Origin of the sequence: Gordonia hankookensis (assembly GCF_014673215.1) — a bacterium.
Classification (GTDB): domain Bacteria; phylum Actinomycetota; class Actinomycetes; order Mycobacteriales; family Mycobacteriaceae; genus Gordonia; species Gordonia hankookensis.
The window spans coordinates 409,112-421,026 of record NZ_JACWMS010000002.1 but is presented as its reverse complement, the minus strand read 5'-3'; the positions used below and the strand labels follow the sequence as shown (position 1 = coordinate 421,026).

Below are 11,915 nucleotides of genomic sequence, written 5' to 3'. Positions count from 1 at the left end.
GAGCGGGCCGAGGTCACCCAATCGGGTCGGGAACTGCGGATAGGGTCCACGGATGTGTCCGAGAGCCGGAGTGCGGCGATCCCCGACATCGACGAGATCGATGCGCGCATTCGACGCGCAACGAGCGCGATCTATCCGAAACGATTGTGGGTCAACCCCGATGGCGGTCTGAAGACGCGGCACTATTGGCACCTCGAACCGTCGTTGCGCAACATGGTCGCCGCCGCACGGCGCGAACGTCGGCGCATCGCCGCAACGCAGACCGCCTCCGGCGACTGATCGTCTGTGTTGCCAGGGGATCAACTGGCGGTGACATCCGCCACCAGTGCTAGCAGCATGCTTGCATTTGCTAGCAGAACGTGGATACTGGGTGATGGAACCAAGGAAATGGCCCGATGCGCCATCGACAGCAACGGCGTTGTCGAGTGATCCGAGACCGTTGACCATTCGACAGTATTTGTGCCACGGCGTATTTGGTGACCACACAATCTCAAATCACAACTCATGAGGAGTTCGCTGTGAGTGAATCCACACGCACGCTGGCCAATCCGATCTACGCGGCCGTGGGAGCAGGCGACTACGTCGTCACCCAGTTCAACGACATCATCTCGCAGCTGCGCGAGCGTACCGAGTCCGTATCGGAGAATGCTCAGGCGCGCTTCGAGGAGACCCGTGGCACCGCGGCTGCGCGCTTCGAGGAGACCAAGACACGGATCGGGTCGCTGCCCGAGGACGTTCCGGCCGGCTTCGAGGAGCTGCGCGGCAAGATCAGCTCTGACGAGCTGCGCAAGGCCGCTGAGGGGTACCTCGAGTCCGCCACCGAGTTCTACAACTCGCTCGCCGAGCGTGGCGAGGAGACCGTCGAGCGTCTGCGTCAGCAGCCGGTCGTCCAGGAGAACCTCGACCGTGCGGGCAAGGTCTACAGCGATGCCGTCGACCTGACCGAGGACACCCTCGGTGTGGTGTCGTCGCAGACGCGCGTCGTCGGTGAGCGCGCCGCCAAATTGGCCGGCCGGGTGAGCAGCCGGGTCGAGGACGTCGCCGTCGACATCGAAGAGGCCGGTCAGACCATCAAGTCCTCCACCGCCGATGCCGCGGACGAGATCGGTGGCGCCGCAGGGACTGTCGAGGCAAAGGGTCGTACCGCCAACGCGTCGCCTGCGAAGAAGATCGCCGCTGCCAAGAAGGCCCCGGCCAAGAAGGCTCCCGCCAAGAAGGCTCCGGCCAAGAAGGCGACCAGCTGATCTGAGAACGCTTCGCGCTCAGCCAATTCGGTCCCGCTCACCCTCCTGGGGTGAGCGGGACCGAAACGTATGTGCGATAACACCTTTCACTTCGCGCCGTCAGGGTGCAGGCGAGTGGATGGTGAGTACCGCGGTGGCGCCGAATTCGCTGCGATACGTGTGTTCGGTGTCGCTGATCCACTGCAGGGATTCGCCCGCGATGGCGGGTTGTTCTCTGCCTGCTGCACCCGCCACGAGGTCGCCTGTGACGACATGGACGTTCTCGATGACGCCTGATCCGTGCGCGGGCGAGATACGGGTGCCACCGGACAGCACGGTGAGCCAGAAGATCTCGGTGGTCGCCCCATCGGCGTGATGCTCGACGTGCAGGATCTGTGCGCGCAGGAACTCGCCGCTGCCCTCGGTCCCCGCATCCTCGCCGAGCAGCGCGGTGAGAGGGACGCCGAGCGGCCCGGCGACCGCGTACAGCGTGTCGAGCGTTGGGTTGCGTTGCCCGGACTCGATCTCCGACAACGATCCCTTGCCGATACCCGCGCGGCGGGCGAGCTCGGACAGGGAGAGTCCACGGTCGGCGCGTAAGGCCGCGATTCGGTTGCCGACAGCTTGCCTGCGGTGTTCGACGCTCACGGGCTGGATTCTCCCACTCCGATCCTCGTTCTGTTTACGGAACGATTGAGGTAACCTCACTCCGGTGACCAGCACAGCACAACCCGGTTTGCAGCAGCCGATCGTCGCAGGCATCGTCACCGCACTCGTCGGGTTCACCTCGTCGTTCGCGGTGGTCATCGCCGGTTTGCGTGCGGTGGGCGCCAGCGCTGAGCAGGCCGCGTCCGGACTTCTGGCGCTGACGGTGATCTTCGGACTCGGCATCGTCGTGCTCAGCGTGCGCACCCGGGCGCCGATCACGCTGGCCTGGTCGACGCCGGGTGCGGCACTCCTGGCCAGCATGGCCGCGACCTATCACGCGGGATGGGCGGCAGCCGTGGGCGCGTTCGTGGTGGTCGGTGTGCTGATCGTGGTGACGGGCCTCGTGCCGGCCCTGGGAGACGTGATCTCGCGGATTCCGACTCCCATCGCGCAGGCGATGCTGGCGGGCGTGCTGCTCACTCTCTGCCTGGCACCGATGCGGTCACTGGTCGAAGCGCCCGTGCTGACGATCCCGGTGCTGCTGGTCTGGCTGGCGGCCACCCGATGGTTGCCCCGCTGGGCGCTGCCGCTGGCCATGGTCACCGCACTGGTGGTCATCGGTGTCCACGTCGCGGTCGATGGTGCCGACGACGCCGGCCCGACCAGTTGGCTTCCTTCGCTGACCTTCACCGTGCCGCACCTCGACCTCGCCGCGATCGTCGGGCTCGCGGTGCCACTGTTCATCGTGACCATGGCGTCCCAGAACATCCCGGGTGTGGCCGTGCTGTCGTCGTTCGGTTACGCCACCCCGTGGCGCGCCGCGATGACGGTCACGGGTGTCGGCACCGTCGTCGCGGCACCGTTCGGTGGCCACGCGATCAACCTGGCTGCCCTGTCGGCGGCGCTTGCCGCCGGCGACGAGGCCGGATCGGACCGATCGCGACGCTGGATCGCCGGCGTCTGCGCGGGCATCACCTATCTGGTGCTGGCCGCACTGTCCGGTGCCTTGGTGACCATCGCGGCGATCGCGCCGGGCGGTCTGGTGGAAGCCGTTGCCGGACTTGCACTTCTGGGGACATTCGCCAGCGCGATCGTCGGTGCGTTCACCGCCGCCGAGACCCGTGTGCCCGCCGCTCTGACGTTCGTCGCGGCGGCCTCCGGGGTCACGTTCTTCGGTATCGGGGGAGCGTTCTGGGGGTTGGTGATCGGGTTGGCGGCCTATGGGGTGCTGCGGGCGGGAACGCGGCGTTCAGTCGACACGACAGGATGAGGGCCATCCGCCTCGTCGATCAGAGGTTCAGGGTCGATTCGCCCGGCTGGGCGGTCGTCGCCTCGATTCGTCCGGCCGATGATTGGTCGGTGTTGGTGTAGTGCGCCGCCGAGGTCCGGAAGTGGGTCGAATGGTCGCCGATCCGGGTGGTCAATGCCTGTGCGGCAGATCGCATCGACTCCAGGCGGGTGCTCATGGCGGCGGCCGATGCCCCGACCCACCCCGACGCCACCGCACTTTCGATCTGGGCGTGCGCGCCCGAGTACACGTCGTCGGATTCCGATTGCCAGCCCGCGAGGCGATAGCCGTCGTGGTGCAGGTCGTCGGGCGACACTGCCACCTGATCAGATCGCGAGGATGCCTCGTCGCCCATTGTGATCCCCCTTCGCCGAGCGCGGCCAATTCAATTGCCACGATACAATCCGTCGAATCGTGGACTCACGAAACAGGCAGTGGGACATCGGAAAAGGGTGCATTTCGGACATTATGTGAGGTCCGGGTCCATTGCCTGAATGACCAGGCACCGACCGGGCGTATCGGCAATGGCACGATATGTACTCGGTGAGACGTGCCGTCGGGGGTGAAAATGGGCAAACTGTGCGTAGCGGATATCGACCGCTGGGATACCGGGGCAATCGCGAACGTCTTCGGTATCTCCACGAACATCGCTGATCATTCGATCAACACATCCGGCAAGCTGGGGAAACTGACCGCGTTCGAGACGTGGAACAGTTCTGCAGGCGATGCTGCTCGTGGGTCGGTCGGCAAGACCCGTAAGGATCTCGACCGTCATGGTGAGGTCGCGACGAAGGTCGGAGACGCTGCTCGTAAAGCCGAGCAGGAGGTCGAAGAGGTCAAGAACTCGCTGAAGAAGCTACGTGCCGACATCGCGGCTGTCGGATTTGCGCTCGATCCGCAGACAGACACGATCACAGACCCGCACCCCGAGCGTAAGAGTCACATGACCGATGAGCAGGCGCGCGAATATGTGGCCACTTTCGACCGCTTGAAGTTCGAACTGGCCGCGGTGCTGACAGCCGCACTCGTCGCCGACCACGATCTCGCGACGGCGATCAAGAATGCGGACGGTGAGTGGAACATCGTCCAGTGGAAGCCGAGCAAGGCCGACCTGATCATGGGCAGTGCCGGCGCGATCAGCGGGACCAAGACGGACATCATTCAAGACATCTGGCGGAAATCGATCGGTGAGAACCCGACCGGTATCGATGCCAAGATCGCGCCGTGGCTCGAAGAGATGGGCAAGCTGCGAGTGTCGCGCGTCGGAGGAGCCGTAGGGGTGCTCACCGCAATACCTTCCGTGTTCGCTGACCGGGCCGACGGCAATTCGTGGGGTGAGGCGATCACGCGCGAAGGTGCGGCGACGGCCACGGGTCTGGTGGGCGGGGCGTATGCGGGGGCGCAGGCGGGTGCCGCGATCGGGACGATGTTCGGTCCGGGCTATGGGACTGCTGCCGGGCTTGTGGTTGGGGCTGTCGCGGGTGGCGTCGCGTCCTATCTGACATCGAAGGGTGTTGATTGGCTGTGGGATTGAATGGTGAAGCACGCACAGTTTCATTCAGATGGACAAAGAGAAGTTCCTTTGTCTACCGGCCGAAGCTGTCGTCATCGATCGTGATCTGTGCCTTCGGAATCGGTGGAGTGGCACTGAGTCTCGCGATTCGCATGCCGTTCCTGGCGATCGCGTCGCTGGCGATGGCGCTGATTCCTGTGCCGATGGTCTTTCGGCCGCGTACCAGGGTGGAGGTCCAAGGAGATCGGGTCGCCCTGTATCGGCAGCCGTTTCACACAAATCCAGCGCTGTGGATCGCGATGGTGTGCGGAGTCATGTCACTATCCATCTTCGCAGCGATGGCGGCGGGTGCGTCGCAGGCTTGGCGCCTGGCCATACCGGCCGTCCTCGGGGCGGGCATTGTGCCCGTTCTCTGTGTGGCCAGCTACCGGGATCGTGGGCCGCTCGTGATCTCTCCACATGGCATCGAGTTCGGAAACGGTGCCCGATACGCCTTCGACGATGCCAAGATGAATGTCAGCCACCTGAGCAACGGTGTCCCGGCTCTGACGCTTGAAGGTGAGCAGAGCGGGTCGACTCGTTCGACCCGACTACTCACTCGCGCGTACAACCTCGATTTCGACAGCGTCGCGTCGACACTGGATCACCTTCAGGAGTGCTGCGCTGACGGCCGAGCGGTGACACCGGCCGAGATCAAGGCGATGCTGACAGCAGTCCCACCCGACGTCGAGGTGGGCGAGACCGTGACGATCACCGTGCCTGTGGGTGCCGGGTGATCGGTGCCCAGGCCGGGCGAGTCTCATGAATCTTGTTGATGTACTTCAGAACACCCCGGGTGTGACCCTCGATGCACTGTCTGATCCGCTCGAACTCGGTTACCGCCCAGTGGGTTTGCCGGTGCCATGGCGCCGTGTCCGGGCCGGACTGGTTGCCGGGCAACCCGGCGTGACGTGGCTGGATTCGTCGGCATTCGCCTCCGTGGACGAGACTGGCGTGGACGGGGAGGAGTTCGTGTCGTCCGCAATCCTCATCGGCTGGATCGTCGGGGGCATGTCGACCTCGCCTGCTCGGCTTGCATCGCTCGTCGCGGACGTGACCCACGAGGCGCCGGGCTGGTCGACGCGCAGCCAATACGCTGAAAGTCTTTCAGGCCAGGGATTTTCCTTTCGATTACTCGGCACCCTGACATCACCTTTCGGTGGGCTCGTGTCGAACACCCACGATGTCGTTTGCCCGATCGGGGATGGACAACTGGCCGTACTCCAACTCGCGGTCACCGCAACACAGGACTGGTCGGCTATCGCTGATGACATCATGCTGGAAGCTCGGTCAGGGTCGGATTGAACTCGAGACCCGGTCGTCATGGCAGGTTGCGTCTGTGTGCGTGGCTGCTGTCGCAGCGTTCCTCACATCGAAAGGTATCGGTGCTCTGTGGGACTGAATAGGGATGGCGCGGACGTGACCTACATTTGGGCCAACCGAACCAAACACGTGTTCCGGACAGCGCGGTTTGCCGCAGTTGGACTTCTCGCGCTGGGCGGCGTTCTGTTGATACTGGGTTTCGCGATCGAGTTGTGGGCGTTGGTGGCTGGTGGTGCCGGTTTTGCGCTGATGGCGATCGCCACCGTTCTCCCCTTTGCGACCAGGATCGAAATGTCTCGTGGTGAGGCAGTCGTGCACGCGCAACCGTGGTATCGCAACAGCCAGATCGTGTTCACTGCTGCGATGGCCTTGATCACCGTCACGATGGTTGTGGAGATCGCGGCAGGTGCATCCCAGAGCTGGCGGCTGGTCATCCCTGCGATCGCCGGCGTGGCGGTGACGCCGTACCTTGTCGTGCTTGCGTATCGAGACCGAGGCCCGTTGAGAATCTCGGCGCAGGGAGTTGAACTGGGCAATGGCGCGGTCTTCGAGTATCGAAGCACGTGCATCGAGTTCGTCGAGTTGAACAGCGGCGTGCCGGCCGTGCGATTGACATCCGATATCGAAGCCCCGACGCGCTCGGCCAGGATCATTTCGCGCGGTTACAACATCGATTTCAACAGTCTCTTGTCCACTCTCGAACAACTCAAGGTGTGGGACTCGCAGAGTAGGTGCGTATCTTCGGCGGCGATCGCAGCGATGCTCACTGCCGACTTGCCGAAGGGTGTGGGATTGGGTGAATCCGTTGAGTTGACGGTGCCCGTAGGCGGCGGGTCGTGAATCTCGTCGAAGAGCTGACGGGCGCTTCGGGGACACAGGTGGATTCTGCAGAGGAACTGTTGGACAACGCCCACCCAGCAGACTACGCGGATGACGCACCGCATTGCGGATTCGATTGTGCTGCAACAGTCATCCGCGAACGACTGATCTTCCTTGTCAGCGTTACTCCACCCCCCGGCAGAACGAAGGTGACTCTCGACACATCCGGCAAGCTGGGGAAACTGACCGCGTTCGAGACGTGGAACAGTTCTGCAGGCGACGCTGCTCGTGGGTCGGTCGGCAAGACCCGTAAGCATCTCGATCGTCATGGTGAGGTCGCGACAAGAGTTGCCGACGTAGCTCGTAGAGCTGAGGGCGAGATTAGCCAGGTCAAGGAATCGCTCAAACGGCTTCGCGCGGACATCGCGAAGATTGCCGCCTACTTCACATCGAAGGGTATTGGTGCGCTATGGGATTGACCTCTGAATGTCTCACATACGAATGGAAGCAACACACGACATACGAAGTACCGCGGTCGCACGGCCGAATCTTGATGCTCGTCGCGCTAGGTGCCATAGGCGTTGCATTTGCCTTTGTGCTTGGTGCCCAGGTGTTAGCCCTGGTCTTTGTGGCACTGGCTATGATTGTCGTCCCAGTTTACCTACCTAAGAGGACCAAGCTACGCACAGGCGCCCAGCATCTACTCATCTACCGTCAACCGTTCTACACGAACGGCTGGCTATGGATGACGTTTGTCTTCATGACGATGACGGGCGGTATCGTCGGTCAGGTAGTAGTGGGGGCAACGCAGTCATGGCGTATCGCGATCCTCGCCGTTCCAGCGCTTGTCGGCGTGGTGCTCACGGCCGTCTTGGCATATAGGTACCGAGGCCCGCTGAAGGTCACGGCAACAACGGTCACTTCCGGCAGCGGTCACGCTGTGGCGCTCGACACTGCAGTCATTGACTTCGTGAGAGTTGAGCACGGTGCTCCGTCGATAAGGCTCACGCCGCCCACAGGGAAGGTCTTGCTGGTTGCTTCCGTCCCCTACAACATCGACTTCGACACCATGCTCTCCACATTCGAACAGCTTCGATCGTGGAACTCACAGGGCCGCATCACATCTCCGGCTGAGATCGAGGCGATGCTGCGGGCGGCTCGGCCGGAGGGGATCGCAGTTGGCGAGTCGGTTGAGTTGACCGTTCCCGTAGGCGGCGGATCGTGAATCTCATAGAAGAGCTGGGGGGTGTTCCCGGTGCGACCGTCGAGCCCGTGGAGGACCCTTCGCCCACGATTTCCACCCACGTGGGTTACCGGTCGAATAGCGACGGATCCGAGCGGGGTACGCGGGGCGGGCAACGGGCTGCGACGTGGCTGAGCATCAGGGCGATTCACGATTCACCGGCGCTGTTGGCGATCGCGGCCGTTGCACCCGGGAGGGGAGGCGCGTCTGCGTGGCGCAAGCGGGTGCCGCGATCGCGACGATGTGTTCGGTCCGGGCTACGGGACTGCTGCCGGGCTTGTCGCGGGTGGCGTCGCGTGCCGTTTGACCTCGAAAGGTGTTGACTGGTTGTGGGATTGAAAAGTGAAGGCCGCGCCGTCTCGTATGCGTGGACGAAACATAGCCCGTTTGTGTATCGGCCCAATATGAAGCGTCTCACGGTGCTTTTCCTTCTTGGAATCGCTGGCATAGCGCTGGGCGTCATGATCGGTATGCCGCTCATGTCGGTCACGTTTGTGGGGATTGCGTTGATGCCGGTAGCGCTGCTCATTCCTCCGCGGACCCGAGTGGACGCGACCGGAGACCGGGTTGTTGCGCACCGGCAGCCGGTACACCGGAATACGGCGTTCTGGCTCTCGCTGGTATGTGGTTTCGTATCGGTGGCAATGTTCACGCTGATGGCCACTGGTGCCTCGCAGGCCTGGAGGCTGGTCATTCCCGCTCTGGCTGCGGCCAGTGTTGCCCCGATTCTCGGTGTGGCAAGTTATCGAGATCGTGGGCCGTTGGTGATCTCTTCGGAAGGTGTCACGTTTGGTAACGGCGCCCGATATGTGTTCGGCGACGCCACGATCGTTTTCCGCGAGTTGAGCAACGGCGTGCCTTCGGTGACCTTTGAGAGCATGGATAGTGGGGTACACCGTTCGACCCGGTTGTTGACGCGCCCATACAACCTGGATTTCGACAGCGTCATGTCGACACTGGATCACCTTCAGGAGTGCTGCGCTGACGGCCGAGCGGTGACTGCGGCCGAGATCGAGGCCATGCTGACAGCAGCCCCACCCGATGTCGGGGTGGGCGAGACCGTGACGATCACCGTGCCCGTGGGTGCCGGGTGATCGGTGCCCAGGCCGGGCGAGTCTCATGAATCTTGTTGATGTACTCCAGAACTCCCCGGGCGCGTCTGTCGATACAATGCCGGATTCGCTCGAAGTCGGATGCCGGCGGCCGGCTTCCCGTGGCAGGTCGTACACAATTGCAGCGTGAGCGAGGGGCGACGACAATAATTGTCGCGGAACCCCGCTCACGCTGCAATTGTGTACGGAGTCAGTCCTCCAGGGTGGCGACGCGCTTTTTCTCCGCTTCGACGTCGAAGTCGGCTTTCGGCCAGTCGAGGTCCAGGCCTTCCAGGGCGTGGATGAGGAGTTCGCAGATCGACAGCCGGGCAAACCATTTGCGATCGGATGGAATGAGGACCAGGGCGCGTGGCTGCTGTCGCAGCGATCGAATATCGCTTGGTAGGCCTCGAGATAGTCGTTCCAGAAGCCACGTTCGTCGATGTCGCCGGGGTTGTATTTCCAGTACTTGTCCGGACGTTCGAGGCGTTCGGCCAGGCGTGACTTCTGCTCGGGCTTCGACACCACCATCGCGCATTTGATGATCGTGGTCCCCGATGCCACGAGGTCGCGCTCGAACTGGTTGATCACCTCGTAGCGCTTCTCCCATTCCGACTTCGGCACGAGATCGTGGACCCGCACGGGCAACACGTCCTCGTAATGGGAACGGTCGAAGATGCCGATGCGGCCGCCGGGTGGCAGGGCACGATGCACGCGCCAGAGGAAGTCGTGCGACAACTCCTCCGGCGTCGGCTTGCCGAACCCTTGAATGGTCAGGCCCTGCGGATCGACCATCCCTCCGACATGTCGGACGATCCCACCCTTGCCCGCCGTGTCCATACCCTGCAGGACGAGCAGTATCGACCGCTGGTCGCCGGCTCGTCCGTTGGCGTAGAGCAACTCCTGGAGATCGGCGAGTACGGAGCCGCGCTCGGCGAGAAGCTTTGTGCCACTCTCCTTGTCGCCATTGAAGCCGGGGGTCGACGAAGGGTCGAATCCGGCGATCGGCCCAGTCGCCGTCACGCGCAGCGCCTCCACAGCGGGCGTGGTCCAACCGGCCGTCCTGGTGTGCCTGCCCATCGGGTCGTGCCCTCCTGGTCCGAAAGCGTCAGCCGAGCGATTCGGCCGCTGCGGTGGCCGGCGGGAACAACGGTCCGCCACCGAAGGCCTCGCGATGCGAATCAGGTGCGGTCCCATCATTGTTGGCGAGGCCGTATCCGATGCCGAGTTCGGCAGTGACGAGAGTGTGGCCGTTGTGGTCGCCCAGATCGGGATCGCCTGCCAGGGCATCGATCACGCGTCCCACGAACTCCGGGTCCTCCGCGCGTTGCAGCGAGAATCCGGCGAACTCGTCGATCCCGAGGGAGAGCAGTAGTTCGGTCCGGATGAGGCCCAGCCACAGCGAGACCGCGGTGACCCCGGTACCGGAGAGCTCATGACCCATGTCGAATGCCATCTTGTCGAGCCCCGATTTGCTCATGCCGTACAGAACCGAATGCAGATGCCCGCGGGACCCGAACGACGAGATGGACACGATCAGCCCGCTACCGCGCGCCACCATCATCCGGGCGGCGTGAACGGACGCGACGTAGTGGGCGCGCAGTCCGACGTCGATCAGGGTGTCCCAGTCGTCGACCGGACGTTCCCAGAACCGGTCGGAGAAGCCGCCGAAGCCACGCGGTGCGGCCCAGGCATTGTTGACGAGGAGGTCGAGTCCGTCGGTGTCGCGCTCGATGCGGGCGAACACCTCGGCAACCGCATCGTCGTCGGTGTGGTCGCAGGCCAGCGCGATGGTCCCGTCCGGCCCGGTTCCATGACGTGAGGTGACGTAGACGGTCCACCCGGCGGCGACGAGCGCGGTGGCCACACCCTGTCCGACTCCGCGACTGCCTCCGGTGACCAGTGCGGTACGGCTCATTCGGTGTCCTCGATTCCGTTGTCGGTGATGGGTGGTTCCGGAAGGGGCGGAGGTGCGGCGACGAACGCCTCCCGGGAACCGTTGAATGCCGCGATGCCGACGATGGAGCTCCACGACAGCATCGTCAGATAGTCGATCAGGTCGCCCACCGGGATGGACCGCTCGGTCATCCACCAGTCGACCGCGCGCTGGATCGCGCCCACCAACGCGTTGGACCACACCTCGGCGCCGGAGGTGTCGGCGTCGCGCTCGGTCATCCGCAGGACGAGAGCGGCGGTCATCAGCTGTGCGACCAGCTTCTCCGAGTCGGCGGTTGCCGCCGACGACGGCGGGCTGGTCAGTGCGAACTTGTACAGGTTCGGTTCGTCGGCGACCGCGTTGACGTAGACACCGATGGCAGTGCGGGTCAGCGTGTACTCGTCGACATCGTCGGTGATCGCCTCGGTCAGGCGTGGCAGCAGCATCGTCTCGAAGAAGCGCACCGCGGTCGCGACACCGAGATCGCTCTTGTCGGTGAAGTACCGGTAGAGAACGGTTTTGGAAACACCGATGTGTGCGGCGATCTCGTCCATCCCGACGTCGGCGCCGAGCGTGCGCACCGCGTCGATGGTGCCGTCGGTCAGTTCGGTCCGTCGTGCCGCCTTGTGCTTCTCCCAGCGTTGTCGCCGGCCGTCGGGTTTGGCGACGCCCTCGGTGACGGTACTGATCAATGCCTGCTCGAGGCCCCGGGTCACGTTCGTGGCGGCGGCCACGGCGGCACGGGCTGCCGCGGCCGGGCTCGGGCGATTGGCCATCACCTGGCTAGCGTAG

General features: G+C 63.7%; 13 protein-coding genes and 2 pseudogenes. 10 read left to right on the top strand and 5 right to left on the bottom strand.

Annotated features, from left to right (window positions below):
- Window positions 1-6: 6 nt before the first annotated feature.
- Window positions 7-279: pseudogene (locus IDF66_RS09280) on the top strand (5-methyltetrahydropteroyltriglutamate--homocysteine S-methyltransferase); the annotation flags it as partial.
- Window positions 280-518: 239 nt separating this feature from the next.
- On the top strand, window positions 519-1,244 hold the full coding sequence (locus tag IDF66_RS09275; RefSeq protein ID WP_164307658.1) for a heparin-binding hemagglutinin: 726 nt from the start codon (window positions 519-521) through the stop codon (window positions 1,242-1,244).
- Between the two features lie 99 nt (window positions 1,245-1,343).
- Here the strand turns inward: IDF66_RS09275 and IDF66_RS09270 are convergent, their stop codons facing one another.
- Entirely contained in the window at window positions 1,344-1,871 is a 528-nt protein-coding gene (locus tag IDF66_RS09270; protein ID WP_203588840.1) for a helix-turn-helix domain-containing protein, read from the bottom strand.
- A gap of 64 nt (window positions 1,872-1,935) precedes the next feature.
- Here IDF66_RS09270 and IDF66_RS09265 point away from each other — a divergent pair, with 64 nt between their 5' ends.
- A complete protein-coding gene (locus IDF66_RS09265) occupies window positions 1,936-3,141 on the top strand; it encodes a benzoate/H(+) symporter BenE family transporter (RefSeq protein ID WP_190266628.1) in 1,206 nt (401 codons plus the stop codon).
- Between the two features lie 19 nt (window positions 3,142-3,160).
- Here the strand turns inward: IDF66_RS09265 and IDF66_RS09260 are convergent, their stop codons facing one another.
- Window positions 3,161-3,514: a WXG100 family type VII secretion target gene (locus IDF66_RS09260; protein ID WP_164307655.1), complete on the bottom strand. Its 354-nt coding sequence runs from the start codon at window positions 3,512-3,514 to the stop codon at window positions 3,161-3,163.
- Between the two features lie 213 nt (window positions 3,515-3,727).
- Between IDF66_RS09260 and IDF66_RS09255 the strand changes: the two genes are divergently transcribed.
- From IDF66_RS09255 to IDF66_RS09225, 7 genes are all read left to right on the top strand, one after another.
- On the top strand, window positions 3,728-4,693 hold the full coding sequence (locus IDF66_RS09255; protein WP_190266627.1) for a hypothetical protein: 966 nt from the start codon (window positions 3,728-3,730) through the stop codon (window positions 4,691-4,693).
- A gap of 293 nt (window positions 4,694-4,986) precedes the next feature.
- Window positions 4,987-5,448, top strand: coding sequence for a hypothetical protein (locus IDF66_RS09250; protein ID WP_190266626.1), 462 nt, complete (start codon window positions 4,987-4,989; stop codon window positions 5,446-5,448).
- A 25-nt stretch (window positions 5,449-5,473) separates the two neighbouring features.
- Window positions 5,474-6,016, top strand: a complete 543-nt coding sequence (locus IDF66_RS09245) for a hypothetical protein (RefSeq protein WP_164307652.1) — start codon at window positions 5,474-5,476, stop codon at window positions 6,014-6,016.
- A 114-nt stretch (window positions 6,017-6,130) separates the two neighbouring features.
- Window positions 6,131-6,874, top strand: coding sequence for a hypothetical protein (locus tag IDF66_RS09240; RefSeq protein ID WP_190266625.1), 744 nt, complete (start codon window positions 6,131-6,133; stop codon window positions 6,872-6,874).
- A complete protein-coding gene (locus IDF66_RS09235) occupies window positions 6,871-7,332 on the top strand; it encodes a hypothetical protein (RefSeq protein WP_190266624.1) in 462 nt (153 codons plus the stop codon). Before IDF66_RS09240 ends, IDF66_RS09235 begins: the two co-directional genes overlap by 4 nt.
- Before the next feature lie 74 nt (window positions 7,333-7,406).
- A complete protein-coding gene (locus IDF66_RS09230; RefSeq protein ID WP_190266623.1) occupies window positions 7,407-8,078 on the top strand; it encodes a hypothetical protein in 672 nt (223 codons plus the stop codon).
- 347 nt (window positions 8,079-8,425) lie between these two features.
- Window positions 8,426-9,190, top strand: coding sequence for a hypothetical protein (locus IDF66_RS09225; RefSeq protein ID WP_190266622.1), 765 nt, complete (start codon window positions 8,426-8,428; stop codon window positions 9,188-9,190).
- Window positions 9,191-9,398: 208 nt separating this feature from the next.
- Here IDF66_RS09225 and IDF66_RS09220 read toward each other — a convergent pair.
- The 3 genes and pseudogenes from IDF66_RS09220 to IDF66_RS09210 all read right to left on the bottom strand — a co-directional run bounded on the left by IDF66_RS09220 (window position 9,399) and on the right by IDF66_RS09210 (window position 11,899).
- A pseudogene (locus IDF66_RS09220) lies at window positions 9,399-10,267 on the bottom strand (polyphosphate kinase 2 family protein).
- Between the two features lie 28 nt (window positions 10,268-10,295).
- Entirely contained in the window at window positions 10,296-11,105 is an 810-nt protein-coding gene (locus IDF66_RS09215; RefSeq protein ID WP_190266621.1) for an SDR family NAD(P)-dependent oxidoreductase, read from the bottom strand.
- On the bottom strand, window positions 11,102-11,899 hold the full coding sequence (locus IDF66_RS09210; protein ID WP_190267411.1) for a TetR/AcrR family transcriptional regulator: 798 nt from the start codon (window positions 11,897-11,899) through the stop codon (window positions 11,102-11,104). The genes IDF66_RS09215 and IDF66_RS09210 overlap by 4 nt, the downstream gene beginning before the upstream one ends.
- Between the last annotated feature and the right edge of the window lie 16 nt (window positions 11,900-11,915).